13 protein-coding genes are annotated in these 16499 nt (G+C 73.8%); 9 read left to right on the top strand and 4 right to left on the bottom strand.

Going from position 1 to position 16499, the window contains the following annotated elements; genetic code table 11:
• Positions 1-92 precede the first annotated feature (92 nt).
• Both cobN and B0I33_RS09945 read left to right on the top strand, forming a co-directional pair.
• The gene (gene cobN, locus B0I33_RS09950) at positions 93-3734 is read left to right on the top strand and encodes a cobaltochelatase subunit CobN (protein ID WP_106178332.1); all 3642 of its coding nucleotides are present in this window, start codon (positions 93-95) and stop codon (positions 3732-3734) included.
• Between the two features lie 5 nt (positions 3735-3739).
• Positions 3740-4318 (top strand): pyridoxamine 5'-phosphate oxidase family protein, encoded by a 579-nt coding sequence (locus B0I33_RS09945; RefSeq protein WP_245900569.1) that lies wholly within the window; start codon positions 3740-3742, stop codon positions 4316-4318.
• Here the strand turns inward: B0I33_RS09945 and B0I33_RS09940 are convergent.
• Together B0I33_RS09940 and ilvD are read right to left on the bottom strand one after the other, a co-directional pair.
• The gene (locus B0I33_RS09940; protein ID WP_106178331.1) at positions 4303-4995 is read right to left on the bottom strand and encodes an SDR family NAD(P)-dependent oxidoreductase; all 693 of its coding nucleotides are present in this window, start codon (positions 4993-4995) and stop codon (positions 4303-4305) included. The two genes, B0I33_RS09945 and B0I33_RS09940, sit on opposite strands and share 16 nt — an antisense overlap.
• On the bottom strand, positions 4992-6665 hold the full coding sequence (ilvD, locus tag B0I33_RS09935) for a dihydroxy-acid dehydratase (RefSeq protein WP_106178330.1): 1674 nt from the start codon (positions 6663-6665) through the stop codon (positions 4992-4994). The genes B0I33_RS09940 and ilvD overlap by 4 nt, the downstream gene beginning before the upstream one ends.
• A gap of 190 nt (positions 6666-6855) precedes the next feature.
• On the opposite strand from ilvD, the gene B0I33_RS09930 reads away from it, so the two are divergent.
• Positions 6856-9243, top strand: a complete 2388-nt coding sequence (locus B0I33_RS09930) for a Tex family protein (RefSeq protein ID WP_106178329.1) — start codon at positions 6856-6858, stop codon at positions 9241-9243.
• A gap of 54 nt (positions 9244-9297) precedes the next feature.
• Positions 9298-9762 carry a GreA/GreB family elongation factor gene (locus tag B0I33_RS09925; RefSeq protein ID WP_106178328.1) on the top strand — a complete coding sequence of 155 codons (465 nt, stop codon included), beginning with the start codon at positions 9298-9300 and terminating at the stop codon, positions 9760-9762.
• Positions 9763-9918: 156 nt separating this feature from the next.
• On the opposite strand, the gene mftR is transcribed toward B0I33_RS09925, so the two are convergent.
• Entirely contained in the window at positions 9919-10521 is a 603-nt protein-coding gene (gene mftR / locus B0I33_RS09920; RefSeq protein WP_106178327.1) for a mycofactocin system transcriptional regulator, read from the bottom strand.
• Between the two features lie 118 nt (positions 10522-10639).
• On the opposite strand from mftR, the gene B0I33_RS09915 reads away from it, so the two are divergent.
• The 5 genes from B0I33_RS09915 to B0I33_RS09895 all read left to right on the top strand — a co-directional run bounded on the left by B0I33_RS09915 (position 10640) and on the right by B0I33_RS09895 (position 14752).
• The gene (locus B0I33_RS09915; RefSeq protein WP_106178326.1) at positions 10640-11431 is read left to right on the top strand and encodes a mycofactocin-coupled SDR family oxidoreductase; all 792 of its coding nucleotides are present in this window, start codon (positions 10640-10642) and stop codon (positions 11429-11431) included.
• Positions 11428-12753, top strand: coding sequence for a mycofactocin biosynthesis glycosyltransferase MftF (gene mftF / locus B0I33_RS09910; protein ID WP_106178325.1), 1326 nt, complete (start codon positions 11428-11430; stop codon positions 12751-12753). The genes B0I33_RS09915 and mftF overlap by 4 nt, the downstream gene beginning before the upstream one ends.
• A complete protein-coding gene (gene mftE, locus B0I33_RS09905) occupies positions 12750-13421 on the top strand; it encodes a mycofactocin biosynthesis peptidyl-dipeptidase MftE (protein WP_106178324.1) in 672 nt (223 codons plus the stop codon). The genes mftF and mftE overlap by 4 nt, the downstream gene beginning before the upstream one ends.
• A gap of 22 nt (positions 13422-13443) precedes the next feature.
• Positions 13444-13824, top strand: a complete 381-nt coding sequence (locus B0I33_RS09900; RefSeq protein WP_106178323.1) for a VOC family protein — start codon at positions 13444-13446, stop codon at positions 13822-13824.
• Between the two features lie 64 nt (positions 13825-13888).
• Positions 13889-14752 carry a PaaX family transcriptional regulator gene (locus B0I33_RS09895; protein WP_106178322.1) on the top strand — a complete coding sequence of 288 codons (864 nt, stop codon included), beginning with the start codon at positions 13889-13891 and terminating at the stop codon, positions 14750-14752.
• Positions 14753-14889: 137 nt separating this feature from the next.
• On the opposite strand, the gene B0I33_RS09890 is transcribed toward B0I33_RS09895, so the two are convergent.
• Positions 14890-16419: a benzoate-CoA ligase family protein gene (locus B0I33_RS09890; RefSeq protein WP_106178321.1), complete on the bottom strand. Its 1530-nt coding sequence runs from the start codon at positions 16417-16419 to the stop codon at positions 14890-14892.
• Positions 16420-16499 lie beyond the last annotated feature (80 nt).

The raw sequence follows: 16499 nt of genomic DNA, 5'->3' as shown, positions 1-16499 counted from the left end.
CCGGTGCCCGCCTCACCAGGCACCCGGGCGGAGATCACCTTGACGCGGTCGTGGCCCGGCCACGAGAGTGAGGTCCCGAGGGAGGACTATCCGTGATCTTGCTGCTGTCCACGTCGGACACCGATCTGCTCAGTGCCAGGGCGTCCGGAGCCGACTACCGGCTCGCCAACCCCGCCCGGCTCGACCTGGCCGAACTGCCCGGCCTGCTGGAGGGCGCCGAGATCGTCGTCGTGCGCATCCTCGGCACCGAACGTACCTGGCCCGAGGGCCTGCGCCAGGTGCGCGAGAGCGGCAGGCACGTCGTCGTCCTCGGCGGGGAGCAGACGCCGGACGCCGAGCTGATGGCGCTGTCCACGGTGCCGGCCGGGATCGCCACCGAGGCGCACGCCTACCTGGCCCAGGGCGGGCCCGCCAACCTCACCGAGCTGCACCGGTTCCTCTCCGACACGCTGCTGCTCACCGGCGACGGCTTCGCCCCGCCCGTCGAACTGCCCTCGTGGGGCGTGCTGGAGCGGGAGAGCACCGCGGCCTGCCCGGACGGCCCGGTCGTCGCGATCCTCTACTACCGGGCCCACCACCTGGCCGGGAACACCGCGTTCGTCGAGACGCTCGCCGGGCAGGTGGAGGCCGCGGGCGGCCGCGCGCTGCCGGTCTACTGCGCGTCCCTGCGCAACCGGGAGCCGGATCTGCTGGCAGAGCTGCGCAAGGCCGACGCGTTGCTGGTCACCGTGCTCGCCGCGGGCGGGACACGGCCGTCGGAGGCCGGTGCGGGCGGCGACGACGAGGCGTGGGACGTGGCCGAGCTGGCCGCGCTGGACGTGCCGATGCTGCAGGCACTGTGCCTGACCAGCGACCGGGAGGCGTGGCTGGCCAACGACGAGGGGCTCTCGCCGCTCGACGCGGGCAACCAGATGGCGGTGCCCGAGTTCGACGGCAGGCTCATCACGGTGCCGTTCTCGTTCAAGGAAACCGACGCGGACGGGCTGCCGCGGTACGTGCCGGACGCCGAGCGCGCGGCGCGGGTCGCGCGGATCGCCCTCGCGCACGCCCGGCTGCGGCACACCCCGCCGGAGGAACGCCGGATCGCGCTGGTCCTCTCGGCGTACCCGACGAAGCACTCCCGCGTCGGCAACGCCGTCGGCCTCGACACCCCCGCCTCGGCCGTCCGGCTGCTGCGCCGCATGCGCGAGCAGGGCTACGACCTGGGCCCCGAACCGTTCCCCGGCGTCGAGTCCACCGGCACCGACCAGCCGGACGGCGACGCCCTCATCCACGCCCTGATCGCCGCGGGCGGGCAGGACCCGGAGTGGCTGACCGAGGAGCAGCTCGCGGGCAACCCCATCCGCATCCCCGCCGCCCGCTCCCGGGAGTGGTTCGGCGCGCTGCCCGAGCGGCTGCGGGCCGACATGGTCGAGCACTGGGGCGAGCCGCCAGGCGAGCTGTTCGTCGACGGGGACGAGATCGTGCTCGCGTCGCTGCGGGCGGGCAACGTGCTGCTGATGATCCAGCCGCCGCGCGGGTTCGGCGAGAACCCGGTGGCCATCTACCACAACCCGGACCTGCCGCCGAGCCACCACTACCTGGCCGCCTACCGCTGGCTGGAGGAGGAGTTCGGCGCGCACGCCGTGGTGCACCTGGGCAAGCACGGCTCGCTGGAGTGGCTGCCCGGCAAGAACGCGGGGCTCTCGCCCGGGTGCGCCCCGGACGCGGTGCTCGGCAACCTGCCGCTGATCTACCCGTTCCTCATCAACGACCCCGGCGAGGGGGCGCAGGCGAAGCGGCGCGCGCACGCGACGATCGTCGACCACCTCATCCCGCCGATGGCCCGCGCGGAGAGCTACGGCGACATCGCCAAGCTGGAGCAGCTGCTCGACGAGCACGCCAACATCGCCGCGATGGATCCGGCGAAGCTGCCCGCGATCCGGCAGCAGATCTGGACACTGATCCAGGCCGCGCGGCTCGACCACGACCTCGGCATCGCCGAGCGGCCGCACGACGCGGAGTTCGACGACTTCCTGCTGCACGTCGACGGCTGGCTGTGCGAGGTGAAGGACGCGCAGATCCGCGACGGCCTGCACGTGCTCGGCGAGGCACCGGCGGGCGAGGCGCGGGTGAACCTCGTGCTCGCGATCCTGCGCGCGCAGCAGATGTGGGGCGGCACGGCGGGTGCGGTGCCCGGCCTGCGCAGCGCGCTCGGGCTCACCGAGGACGCGCCGAAGTCCGAAGTGGACCGCATCGAGGCCCAGGCACGCGGGCTGGTGGAGGCCATGGAGGCCCGCGGCTGGGCCCCGGAAGCCGCCGACGAGGTCTGCGCCGACCTGCTCGTGGGTGCCGCGGGCAGTGAAGGCCACCCTGCGTGCGTTGAACGCAGTGAAGGTGGCCTTCACTGCCGCGCCGCGGAGGTGCTGCGGTTCGCGGCCACGGAGGTGGTGCCGCGGCTGGCGGGCACCGAGGCGGAGATCGACGCGGTGCTGCACGCGCTCGACGGCGGCTACGTGCCCGCGGGGCCGAGCGGGTCGCCGCTGCGCGGGCTGGTGAACGTGCTGCCCACCGGCCGCAACTTCTACACCGTCGACCCGAAGGCCATCCCGAGCAGGCTCGCCTGGGAGACCGGGCAGGCGCTGGCCGACTCCCTGCTGCGCCGCTACCGCGAGGACACGGGCGACTGGCCCCGTTCCGTCGGCCTCTCGGTGTGGGGCACGTCCGCGATGCGCACCTCCGGCGACGACGCCGCCGAGGTGCTCGCCCTGCTGGGCGTGCAGCCGGTGTGGGACGAGGCGTCCCGCCGCGTCACCGGGATCGAGGCGATCCCGCTCGCCGAGCTGGGCAGGCCGCGCATCGACGTGACCGTGCGGATCAGCGGCTTCTTCCGCGACGCGTTCCCGCACGTGATCGACCTGATGGACGACGCGGTGCGGCTGGTCGCGAACCTCGACGAGCCCGAGTCGGAGAACTTCGTCCGCGCGCACGCCCGGGCCGACCTGCGGCGGCACGGCGACGAGCGGAGGGCCACCACGCGCATCTTCGGCTCCAAGCCGGGCACCTACGGCGCGGGCCTGCTGCCGCTGATGGACTCCGGCAACTGGCGGGACGACTCCGACCTCGCCGAGGTGTACGCGGTGTGGGGCGGCTACGCCTACGGCCGCGACCTGGACGGCGCGCCCGCGCGGGAGGACATGGAGAGCTCCTACCGGCGGATCGTGGTGGCGGCGAAGAACACCGACACCCGTGAGCACGACATCGCCGACTCCGACGACTACTTCCAGTACCACGGCGGCATGATCGCCACGGTGCGCGCGCTCACCGGCAGCGCGCCCGCCTCGTACGTGGGCGACAGCACCACCCCGGACGCCGTGCGCACGCGCTCGCTGCACGAGGAGACCGCCAGGGTGTTCCGGGCCCGCGTGGTGAACCCGCGCTGGCTGGCCGCGATGCGCAGGCACGGCTACAAGGGCGCGTTCGAGCTCGCGGCGACCGTGGACTACCTGTTCGGCTTCGACGCCACGGCCGGGGTGGTGGCGGACTGGATGTACGAGAAGCTGGCGCAGTCCTACGTGCTGGACAAGGAGAACCAGGACTTCCTCGCCGACGCCAACCCGTGGGCACTGCGCGGCATCATCGAACGGCTCGACGAGGCCGCCGACCGCGGGCTGTGGGCCGAGCCGGATCCCGAGCTGCTGGAGCGGATGCGCGAGGTGTACCTGCGCGTCGAGGGTGATCTCGAAGGAGACTGAAACCGGTGAAGCTGCACGAGGGTATCGACGCGCGGATGCGCGCCTTCCTGCTCGACGCGCCGATGTTCTTCGTGGGCACCGCCCCGCTGTCGGCGGAAGGGCACGTGAACGTCTCACCGAAGGGCCTGCGGGGCACGTTCGCGGTGCTCGGCGAGCACCGCGTGGCCTACTTCGACCACACCGGCAGCGGTGCGGAGACCATCGCGCACCTGCGGGAGAACGGCCGGATCGTGCTGATGTTCTGCGCGTTCACCGGCCCGCCGAACATCGTGCGGCTGCACGGGCGCGGCACGCCGGTGCTGCCGGGCGAACCGACGTTCGCCGAGCTCGCGGCGTACTTTCCCGCCGAGCCGGGCCGGGGCGTGCGGGCGATCGTCGACATCGCGGTGGAGCGGGTCAGCGACTCGTGCGGCTTCGCCGTCCCACTGCTGGAGTACGCGGGCGACCGGGACCTGCTGGACCGCTGGACCGAGCGCAAGAGCGACGAGCAACTGCGCGCCTACCGCGCGAAGAAGAACGCCGCCAGCATCGACGACCTGCCCGCACTGCCCCCGGCTCAGGGGCCGGCTCAGCCGACGCCGTAGACCGGCACGTGGGCGCCGCTGATCACGCCCGAGTCTTCGCCGCAGAGATAGGCGATGACCTTGGCGATCTCCTCCGGCGACACCCAGCCCTTGCGGTCGGAGTCCGGCATGCTGGCGCGGTTGCCCGGCGTGTCGATGATGCTCGGCAGCACGGCGTTCACGCGGATCCCGTCCGCCTTGTACTCGGCCGCGAGCGCGCCGACGAACCCCAGCACCGCCGACTTCGACGTGACGTACCCGGACGCCCCGGGGAACGGGTACACCGCGGCCCGGCTGGACATGCACACGATCGCCCCGCCGCCCGCGGCGATCAGGTGCGGGATCGCGGCCTGCGACGTGAGGTAGGTGGGCCGCAGGTTCAGCCGCAGCTGGCGCTCGAACTCGTCGACCGGGGCCTCGTGCACTCTCGGCCCCATCCCGAACCCGCCGACGAGGTTGACCACCGCCCGCAGCGGCGCGGCCTCGTCGGCCGCGGCGCGCTCGGCGCAGTGGGCCACCTCCGCGGGGTCGAACAGGTCGGCCCGCACGAGTTCCAGGCCTTCCAGGGGCGCGAGCCGCTCGCGCTCGTCCTCGTCGATCCACGGCACGACGACCCGCCAGCCCTCGTCGAGCAGCCTGCGGGTCACGGCGGCGCCGAGCCCTCCGGTGCCTCCGGTGACCAGTGCCGTGCCCTTCACGAGCAGACCGCCCCCTTCGCCGCCGAGCCGACGAGCTTCGCATACTTGGCCAGGACCCCGGTGCGCCGCGGTACCTCCGGCAACTGCCAGCCCTCCTTCCGCCTGGCCAGCTCGCCGGGGTCGACGAGCAGGTCCAGCGTCTGCTTCTCCATGTCCAGCACGATCGGGTCGCCGTCGCGGACGAACGCGATCGGCCCGCCGTGCGCCGCCTCCGGCGCGACGTGCCCGATGCACAGCCCCGTGGTGCCGCCGGAGAACCGGCCGTCGGTGAGCAGCAGCACGTCCTTGCCGAGGCCCGCGCCCTTGATCGCACCGGTGACGGCCAGCATCTCCCGCATGCCGGGACCGCCGCGCGGCCCCTCGTAGCGGATCACCACGACGTCACCCGCCTTGAGCTCGCCGAGCGCGTCCATCGCGGCCTGCTCGCCGTCGAACACCCGGGCCGTGCCCTCGAACCGGGCGGTGTCGAAGCCCGCGCTCTTCACCACGGCACCCTCGGGTGCCAGGGTGCCGTGCAGGATGGTCAGCCCGCCGGTGGGGTGAAGGGGCTCGGTGAGCTTGTGGATCACGTCCCCGTCCAGCTCCGGCGGCGCCAGCTCGGCGAGGTTCTCGGCGAGCGTCCGCCCGGTGACCGTGCGGCAGTCGCCGTGCAGCAGCCCCGCGTCGAGCAGCGCCTTCATCACCACGGGCACGCCGCCGACCCGGTCCACGGCGGTCATCACGTGCTTGCCGAACGGCTTGACGTCGGCCAGGTGCGGCACCCGCGCGCCGATCCGGGAGAAGTCGTCGAGGGTGAGCTCCACCTCGGCCTCGTGCGCGATCGCGAGCAGGTGCAGCACGGCGTTCGTGGAGCCGCCGAGCGCCATGACCACCGCGATGGCGTTCTCGAACGCCTCCTTGGTGAGGATGTCGCGGGCGGTGATCCCGCGCGCCAGCATGCCGACCACGGCCTCGCCGCTGGCGCGGGCGAACCGGTCCCGCCGCCGGTCCACCGAGGGCGGGCTCGCCGAACCGGGCAGCGACATGCCGAGCGCTTCGGCGGCGCACGCCATCGTGTTGGCCGTGTACATCCCGCCGCAGGCGCCCTCACCCGGGCAGATGGCACGCTCGATCCGGTCGACCTCCTCGCGGGAGATGAGCCCGCGCGCGCACGCCCCCACGGCCTCGAACGCGTCGATGATCGTCACCTCGCGGCCGTCGACGGTGCCCGGAAGGATCGAGCCCGCGTAGAGGAACACGGCCGCGACGTCCAGCCGGGCCGCCGCCATCAGCATGCCGGGCAGGCTCTTGTCGCAGCCGGCGAGCAGCACCGCACCGTCGAGCCGCTCGGCCTCCATCACGGTCTCCACCGAGTCCGCGATCACCTCGCGCGACACGAGGGAGAAGTGCATGCCCTCGTGCCCCATCGAGATGCCGTCGGACACCGAGATCGTGCCGAACTCCATCGGGAACCCGCTGGCGGCGTGCACGCCCTGCTTGCTGGCGTCGGCCAGCCGCTGCAGCGACAGGTTGCACGGCGTGATCTCGTTCCACGACGAGGCGATCCCGATCTGCGGTTTGGCGAAGTCGTCGTCGCCCATGCCCACCGCGCGCAGCATGCCCCGCGCCGCGGCCCGCTCGATCCCGTCGGTCACTTCCCTGCTGCGGGGTTTCAGATCGTGTTCGGCCATGACCCCAGATCATGCCTCACCGGGTGCCCGGCGAACACCGTGGCGGGTGCCCGGCGTGCCGTTTGCGCAGCTCACCACTCGTGAGTGAGAAACGTGGTGAGAACCACGGAAAACACTCACGAGAGGTGACCGCGCACGGCACCGGCGCGAACCCGGATCCGCGGCGACGGCGCGGAGCGGAACAGGCACAATGCCCGTCGTGGCTGAGACGGTGTCCATTGACCAGAAGATCGCCGACGAGCTCGGCGTCCAGCAGCGCCAGGTGCGGGCCGCGGTCGAGTTGCTCGACAGCGGCTCGACCGTGCCGTTCATCGCGCGGTACCGCAAGGAGGTGACGGGCGCGCTCGACGACGCCCAGCTGCGCACCCTCGAGGAGCGCCTGCGCTACCTGCGGGAGCTGGAGGAACGGCGCACTGCGATCCTCGACTCGATCCGCGAGCAGGGCAAGCTCGACGACGCGCTGGAGGCCCGCATCCGGGCGGCCGAGACGAAGGCCCGGCTGGAGGACATCTACCTGCCGTACAAGCCCAAGCGGCGTACCAAGGCGCAGATCGCGCGGGAGGCGGGGCTGGAGCCGCTGGCCGACGGCCTGCTCGGCGACCCGGCCAAGGACCCGCGGGCGGCGGCCGCGCTGTTCGTGGACCCGGACAAGGGCGTCGCCGACGCGGCGGCCGCGCTCGACGGCGCCAGGGCCATCCTCGTGGAGCGGTTCGCGGAGGACGCCGACCTGATCGGCGAGCTGCGCGAGCGCATGTGGTCGCAGGGGTGGCTGTCGGCGAAAGTCCGGCCTGGCAAGGAGACCGAGGGCGCCAAGTTCTCCGACTACTTCGACTTCGCCGAACCGTTCACCAAGCTGCCCTCCCACCGGATCCTCGCGATGTTCCGCGGTGAGAAGGAGGAGGTGCTCGACCTCACCACCGAACCGGCCGAACCCGCCGCCCCCGACGCCGAGCCGCGCACCGGGCCGAGCGACTACGAGCTGCGCATCGCCGAGCGCTTCGGCATCGCCGACGAGGGCAGGCCCGCCGACAAGTGGCTCACCGACACCGTCCGCTGGGCGTGGCGCACGAAGATCCTGCTGCACCTCGGCATCGACCTGCGGATGCGGCTGCGCCAGGCCGCCGAGGACGAGGCGGTGCGCGTGTTCGCCGCCAACCTCCGCGACCTGCTGCTGGCCGCGCCCGCGGGCACCCGCGCGACGATGGGCCTCGACCCCGGCTACCGCACCGGCGTCAAGGTCGCCGTCGTGGACGGCACCGGCAAGGTGGTCGCCACCGACACGATCTACCCGCACAAGCCGCAGGCGCGGTGGAACGAGGCGCTGGTCACGCTGGAGAAGCTGGCACGCGAGCACTCCGTCGAGCTCATCGCCATCGGCAACGGCACCGCCTCGCGGGAGACCGACAAGCTGGCCGGCGAGCTGGTGAAGCTGCGCCCGGAGCTGAAGCTGACGAAGGTCGTGGTGTCGGAGGCGGGCGCCTCGGTGTACTCGGCGTCCGCATACGCCGGGCAGGAGCTGCCCGGCCTCGACGTGTCGCTGCGGGGCGCCGTCTCGATCGCGCGCAGGCTGCAGGACCCGCTCGCCGAGCTGGTCAAGATCGACCCCAAGTCGATCGGCGTCGGCCAGTACCAGCACGATCTGGCCGAGTCGAAGCTGTCCCGGTCGCTGGACGCGGTGGTGGAGGACTGCGTGAACGCGGTCGGCGTGGACGTCAACACCGCCTCGGCGCCGCTGCTGACGCGCGTGTCGGGCATCGGGTCCGGGCTCGCGGAGAACATCGTGCAGCACCGCGACCAGCACGGCCCGTTCCGCACGCGGACCGCGCTGAAGGAGGTCGCGCGGCTGGGCCCGAAGGCGTTCGAGCAGTGCGCGGGCTTCCTGCGCATCCGCGACGGCGACGACCCGCTGGACTCCTCCAGCGTGCACCCCGAGGCCTACCCGGTGGTGCGGCGCATCCTCGACGCGACCGGTACCGGCCTGCGGGAGCTCATCGGGGACAGCCGCACCCTGCGCACGCTGAAGCCGGAGCGGTTCGTCGACGACACGTTCGGGCTGCCCACGGTCACCGACATCCTGGCCGAGCTGGAGAAGCCGGGCCGCGACCCCCGGCCCGAGTTCCGGACGGCGACGTTCGCCGAGGGCGTCGAGAAGATCGCCGACCTCAAGCCGGGGATGCGGCTGGAGGGCGTGGTCACCAACGTCGCCGCGTTCGGCGCCTTCGTGGACATCGGCGTGCACCAGGACGGCCTGGTGCACGTGTCGGCGATGTCGCACCACTACGTCAAGGACCCGCGCGAGGTGGTCAAGCCGGGTGACGTGGTGCACGTGAAGGTGCTCGACGTCGACGAGGCCCGCAAGCGCATCTCGCTGACCCTGCGGCTCGACGACGAGCCCGGAAAGGGCGGTACGGCCGCGGGATCCGGCGGCGAGCGGGCCCCGGGCCGGGGCGAACGGGGTGGCCGTGCCGGACGTCGGCAGGGCGGCGGGCAGCGCCGGGGCGGGCAGCGGTCCGACCGGGGCGCCCCCGCCGGCGGTGCGATGGCCGAGGCGCTGCGCAAGGCGGGTTACAGCCGCTGAGTGATCCACTCCGGAAACGTGGCGAGGCCGGGCATCAGCGCTGACAATGGAACGATGACGTCGACACCAGGCCTGAGCCCGGCCGCCCGCGCGCGGCTGGAGCGTGAGCTCGAACAGTTACGCGAGCAGCGGGCCGCGCTCGCGCCACGGCTCGGTGAAGACCCGTTGGGTGACAGCGCGGACCAGGCCGACCTGCTCGAACGCGCGGAGAACACCTCCTGGCTGGACCGCAGGATCGCCGAGATCCAGGACCTGCTGACCGGCGGCCCCGCCACGGAGTCGCCGTCGGCGCTGCGGCCGGGGACGCGGGTGACGCTCAAGTTCGGCGAGGGCGACGTCGAGGAGATGCTCGTCATCGGCATCGCCGAGGAGGCCGAGGACGAGGACATCTCCACCCTGACGGCGGACAGCCCGCTCGGCCGTGCCATCGCCGAGCACGAGGAGGGGGACACGATCACCTACCGCACCCCGCAGGGCGAGGCCACCGCGGAGATCGTGAAGCTCACCCCGCCCTCCTGAGCACCGTGTCCGCCATCGGCGCACCCGTGTCCGCCGTCCAGGGACACGTGTCCGCCGTCTGGGGACACGTGTCCGCGGACGGCGACGCCACCGGGCGCGGGGAACGCGGACACGCGTACACAACCCGCGGACACGCGTGCACAACCTGCGGACACGTCAGGAGCCGAAGCCGCGCGCCAGGTCGGTCATCGCGGCGTCGAGGACGGCGCACAGGTCCGAACCCGGGTCGGCCAGCCAGTGCTCGTAGGCCGCCAGCGCGACCCCGAGCGCCGCGTACGCCAGCGCCTGCGGCTTCAGCGCGTCCGGCGGCACGCCGAGCCGCCCGGCGGCGAACTCGGCCACGACGGCGCGCCAGTCGGCGTACCGCAACGTCGAGTGCGCCTGCAGCGCGGGCACGCGCAGGATCAGCTCCATCCGCCTGCGGTGCCACGGCACGTCCTCGGGGTCGACCCGGTTGAACTCGACCACCACGGTGCGCAGGGCGTCCAGGAGCGGCTGCCCCGGCGGGCACCGGCGGAAGTGCTCGCGCATCCGCTCCAGGTGTTCGCCGAAGCTGCCCCACACGACGTCGTTCTTCGAGTCGAAGTACCGGAAGAACGTGCGCCTGCCGATGCCGGCGCCGCGGGCGATCTCGTCCACGGTGGTGGCGTCGAACCCCTGCCTGGCGAACAGCTCGAAGGCCACCCGCTCCAGCTCGTGCTGGCTGGTCGAGCGGCGCCGGCCCGGCCGAACGGGTAGTTCCGGAGTCTGGTTGGCCATGAGCCCTTCCCTCTGGCACCCGGTGTCATTACCGTCGGGTGCACGATCACCGTCGCACACCGTGACACTCGACGAGGAGTCAGGATCCCATGCACGCGGCCGCGCCTGACCGGGGCCGATGAGCACCGCGCTCGTCACGGGCGCCGGGCGGGGCATCGGGGCGGCGGTCGTACGCCGGCTGGCCCGGTCCGGCTGGCAGGTGGTGGCCGTCGACCGCTGCGCCGACGATCCGCGCGTCCCCTATCCCCTCGCCACCAGGGAACAGCTCGCCGCGCTCGCCGCCGAGCACCCCGGCTCGGTGGTCGACGTCGTGGCGGACGTGCAGGAGCTGCCCGCGCTGCGGGACGCGGTGGCCACGGCGGAGGAACGCTTCGGCGGGCTCGACGCCGCCGTCGCGGGTGCGGCGCTGCTGGCGGGCGGGCGGCCGCTGTGGGAGGGCGGCGACGCGGAGTGGGCCACCCAGTGGGACGCGCAGTTCGACGTCGGCGTACGCGGGGTGGCCAACCTCGCCCGGGCCGCCGTGCCCGCGCTGCTGCGCAGGCCCGCACCGCGCACGGGGCGTTTCGTGGCGCTGGCCTCCGCCGCCGCCCACCGCGGGCTGCGGCACCTGACCGGGTACAACGCCGCGAAGCACGCGGTGGTCGGCCTGATCCGGGGGCTGGCGACCGACCTGCGCGGCACCGGGGTGTGCGCCGCCGCCGTCTCCCCCGGCTCCACGCGCACCGACCTGCTCGCCGCGACCGCGGCGCTGTACGGCCTGGCAGGCCCGGAGGAGTTCGCGGAGCACCAGCTCGTCGAGCGATTGCTCGACCCGGACGAGGTGGCGGCCGCCGTGTGCTTCCTGTGCTCGCCCGAGGCGTCGGCCGTCACCGGCACGGTGGTGCACGCCGACGGCGGGTTCACGGCATGAGACCCGGCACCCGGCTCCTGCTGGACGGTTCGGCGCGCCGCCGGGGCGGACTGCTCGTCGGCGGCTCGCCGCTGCGGCTGATCCGGCTGCGGGCCGGGGGCGCGCGGCTGCTCGACGGGTGGCTCGCGGGGACTCCGCTCGGCTCCGACTCGCGCGAGCAGGCCCTCGCCCGGCGGCTGGTGGACGCGGGCCTGCTGCACCCCGAGCCGCCGCCGGAGCTCACCCCCGCCGACGTCACGGTGGTGGTGCCCGTGAAGGACAACCCCGAGGGGGTCGCCCGGGTGCTGGCCGCGACCGGTGAGGTGGCCGACCGGATCGTGGTCGACGACGGCTCCGCCGCGCCGCTGCCGGGGGCGCGGGTCCGGCACGCGCGCCCGGAGGGCCCCGCGGCCGCGCGCAACGCGGGCTGGCGGCTGGCGCGCACCGAGGTCGTCGCGTTCCTCGACTCCGACGCGGTGCCGGAGCCGGGCTGGCTGGCCTCGGCGCTGCCCCAGTTCACCGACCCGCGCGTGCTCGCGGTGGCGCCCCGCGTCCGCAGCGCGCCCGGCCCCGGCGCGCTGGCCCGCTACGAGGCGGTCCGGTCGAGCCTGGACCTCGGTCCCGCGCCGGCGCCGGTGCGCCCGCTGAGCAGGGTGAGCTACGTGCCGAGCGCCGCGCTGCTGGTGCGCCGGTCGGCACTGTCCGCTGTGGACGGCTTCGATCCCGGCCTGCGGTTCGGCGAGGACGTCGACCTGGTGTGGCGGCTGCTGGAGTCCGGCTACGTCCGCTACCAGCCCGCCGCGGTGGTCCGGCACGATCCGCGGCCACGGCTGCGGGGGTGGCTGCGGCAGCGGTTCGACTACGGCACGTCGGCGGCCCCGCTGGCCCGCAGGCACGGCCGCGACCTGAGCTGCGCGCGGCTGTCGGGGTGGAGCGCGGCGGCGTGGGGACTGCTCGCGGCGGGACGGCCGGGTGCCGCGCTGGCGGTCGCGGCGGTCACCACCGCGCTGCTGCCGCGCAAGCTGCGGCCCAGCGGGGTGCCCGGGGCCGAGGCGGTCCGGCTGGCCGCGTCCGGCCACCTCGGCGCGGGACGGCTGCTCGCGGACGCCGTCCGCCGGGCGTGGTGGCCGCTCGCGCTGCCGAGCCCGCGGGGCAGGCGGGTGCTGCTAGCGAGCCTGCTGCCGTGCCTGGCCGAGTCGGTGCGGCACGGCCCGGTGTGGGCGGCGCTGCGGATCGCCGACGACCTCGCCTACGGCACGGGCGTGTGGGCGGGCTGCCTGCGGCACCGGACGGCCGTGCCGCTGCTGCCGTCGTTCACCGAGGTCGGCAGGCCCCGGCCGTGACGAGGCTGGCCGGGCTGCGCTGGCCCGAGGTCGGCGCGGGGGTGCTGGCCGTCCCGCTCGGCGCCACCGAACAGCACGGACCGCACCTGCCGCTGGACACCGACACGGCGGTCGCCACCGAACTGTGCCGCAGGCTGGCCGCGCGGCGGCCGGACGTGCTGGTGGCCCCGGCGCTGCCGTACGGCTCCAGCGGCGAGCACGCCGACTTCCCGGGCACGCTGTCGATCGGCGGGCGGGCGCTGGAGCTGGTGCTCGTGGAGCTGGTGCGCTCGGCGGACCGGTTCGCCGGGGTGGTGCTGGTGAGCGGGCACGGCGGGAACCTGGAACCGGTGCGGCGGGCGGTGCGGCTGCTGCGCGGCGAGGGCAGGCACGTGCTGGCGTGGTTCCCCGGTGGCCGCGCCGACGACACGCACGCCGGGCGGGCCGAGACGTCGGTGCTGCTCCGGCTGCGGCCCGCGGACGTCCGGGTGGAGCGGGCCGAGCGGGGGCGCACGGAACCGCTGCCCGAACTGCTCGGCCGGCTGGTGCGCGAGGGCGTGCGCGCCGTGAGCCCCAACGGGGTGCTCGGCGATCCGGTGGGGGCCACGGCGGCGGAGGGCGAGGCCGTGCTGGTGCGCTGGACGGACGCGCTGGCCACGGCGGTCGACGCGTGGTTGACCTCGACCTAACTCGAAGTCTTAGGTTCGTGACATGACGATCCAGCTCAACCACACCATCGTTCCGAGCAGGGATAAGAAGGCAGGCGCGACGTTCCTGGCCGGCATCCTGGGGCTGCCCGAGCCCGAGCCGTTCGGGCCGTTCCTCGGTGTGCGCACCAGCAACGACGTGACCCTCGACTACCTGGACGCGGCGGAGGTGCCCTCGCTGCACCTGGCGTTCCTCGTCAGCGAGGCGGAGTTCGACGAGATCTTCGGCCGGATCACCGAGCGCGGCGTGCCGTACTGGGCCGACCCGCTGCACCGGCGGCCCGGCGAGATCAACACCAACGACGGCGGCCGCGGCGTGTACTTCACCGACCCGGACGGGCACAACCTGGAGATCCTGACCCGGCCGTACGGCAGCGGCGGCTGACCGGCTCCCGGCGGCGCTCGCTACCCTCGTCTGTCGAACCGGTCAGCGACGAGAAGGTGACGAGATGGCATCCGCCGCAGGCAAAGGCGCCCGGCCGGTGGTCAGCAGGCGCCGCGAGGTCAGCCACACGAGCGCCCGATCGCTGCTCATGACGCTGCTCGGGGAGTTCGTGCTGCCGCGGGACAGTCCGGTGTGGACGTCGGTACTCGTCGACGCGCTCGCCACCTTCGACGTGGAGGAGAAGTCGGCGCGGCAGGCACTGGCCCGCACCGCGGCCGAGGGCTGGCTGGAGTCGGAGCGGGTCGGCAGGCGGGTGCGCTGGTCGCTGACGCCGCCGGGGCGCGCGCTGCTCACGGAGGGCGCGCGGCGGATCTACGACTTCGGCAGCACCGGGTGGGAGTGGGACGGCCGGTGGGTCATCCTGCTCGTCTCGGTGCCGGAGCCGAAACGCGAGCTGCGGCACCAGTTGCGCACCAAGCTGACCTGGGCGGGGTTCGGCTCGCCCGAGCCGGGCGTGTGGATCAGCCCGCACGTCTCCCGCGAGGCGGAGGCGCTCGACATCCTGCGGAAGCTGGAACTGGCGGACGCGACCTCGTTCGTCGGGACGTACGGCGCCGTCGGCGAGGAGGGCGACATGGTGGCGCGCGCGTGGGACCTCAGCACGCTGAAGACCCGGTACGAGGACTTCGTCGACGAGTTCGCCGGGCTGGCCCCCGCCGACGGCGACGCGGTACTGCACGCGCAGACCCGCCTGGTGCACGAGTGGCGGCGGTTCCCGTTCCTGGACCCGCAGCTGCCGCCGTCCCTGCTGCCGGAGCAGTGGAGCGGCGCCAGGGCCGCGGAGCTGTTCCACGCCCGGCACGTCGAGTGGCGCCCCGCCGCCCAGCGCCGCTGGGACGAGCTGCTCACCGAGGAGGAAGCCGCCTGACGCCGTGTCCGCCATCCAGGGACACGTGTCCGCCAGTTGTGCACACGCGTCTGCCATCCAGGGACACCGGCCCGGCACAGACCGCGGACACGCGTACACAGACCGCGGACACGCGTGCATAGACGGCGGACACGGGGTCAGGGGGTGGGGGCGGCGGCGACCAGCTCGCGCAGCACGTTGCGGCGGATCTTGCCGGTGGCCGTCTTCGGCAGCTCGGCCAGCTCCACCACGGCCCTGGGCCGTTTGAACCCGGCCAGCGTCTGCCTGCACCACGCGATCAGCTCCGCCGCGTCGACGTGCCTGCCGGGCATCGGCACCACGCACGCGACCGGCTTGTCCAGCTCGTCGGAGTCGGGCACGCCCACCACCACGGCCTCGGCGACGTCCGGATGCTCCAGCAGCCGCTCCTCCACCTCGCTCGGCGTCACCCAGATGCCGCCCGCCTTGAGCATGTCGTTGAACCGCCCGAGGCACGTGTAGGTGCCGTCGGTGTTGCGGACGTAGCTGTCGCCGGTGCGGGTCCACTCGCCGAGGAACACCCGCCGCGACACCTCCGCCCGGCACCAGTACCCCGTGGCGGCGCTGTCGCCCCGCACGTACAGCTCGCCCGGCACGTCCGGCACGTCGATCACGGCGCCGGACTCGTCCCGGATCTCCACCTCGTAGCCGGGCACCGGCGTGCCGGACGACGCGGGCCGCACCCGGCCCGGCCGGTTGGACAGGAAGATGTGCAGCATCTCGGTGGAGCCGATGCCGTCCAGCACCTCGATGCCGAAGCGTTCCCGCATGCCGTGGTACAGCCGCGCGGGCAGCGCCTCCCCCGCCGACACCGCGAGCCGGACGCTGCCGAAGCACTCCCTCGGCACGTCCGCCGCGAGCAGCGGCCCCCAGAAGCTCGGCGTGCCGAACAGCAGCGTGGCGCCGTGCTCGGCGGCACGGTCCGCGATCAGCCCCGGTGCGGGCCGCGCGGGCTCCAGCAGTGCCGTGCCGCCGACCGACAGCGGGAAGAACATCGAGTTCCCGATGCCGTAGGCGAAGAACAGCTTGGCGACGGACAGGAAGCGGTCGGCCGCGGTGATGCCGAGCACCCCCTGCCCGTAGTTCTCCGCGACGAACCGGATGTCGGCGTGCCGGTGCATCGCGGCCTTCGGCAGCCCGGTGGTGCCGGAGGTGTACAGCCACAGCGCGGGCGAGTCCGGCCAGGCCGGGTAGGGGGCGGTGACGGAACCGGCCTCGCGCAACCGGTCCCACTCGTCGGTGAACAGCACCCGTTCGACGTCCGGGGCCCGCTCCACGGCGGCCCGCACGGTGCCGGCGAACGCGGTGGAGCCGAGCACGATGCGGGCCCGCGAGTCGGCGACCAGCGTGCCGAGCTCCCCGCCGGTGAGCATGGTGGAGCACGGCACGGCCACCGCGCCCAGGTACAGGGTCGCGAGGATGCCGGTGAACAGCTCGACGTCGTCGGCCATGCACAGCAGCACGCGCTCCTCGGGCCGGACGCCCAGTGCCCGGAGGCCGCCCGCGACGCGCCGCACCTCGTCGGCCAGTTCGGCGTAGCTCAGCGTCCGGTCGGGGGTGACCACGGCGGTGCGCGCGCCACCGCCCTCGGCGACGTTGCGGTCGACCAGGTACTCCGCCGCGTTGAAAGCGGGCACTGACTGGATCATCTGGCCTCATCTCCCGCGCTCCGGCGCCCCGTCGCGCCCGTTGCCACACCCACCTCGCGGCTGCTGCTCAGCGTCGAGGG

Source organism: Prauserella shujinwangii, from assembly GCF_003001955.1.
Lineage (GTDB): Bacteria > Actinomycetota > Actinomycetes > Mycobacteriales > Pseudonocardiaceae > Qaidamihabitans > Qaidamihabitans shujinwangii.
Note: the sequence above shows the minus strand (reverse complement) of the source record. Positions and strands in the feature narration are given on the sequence as shown.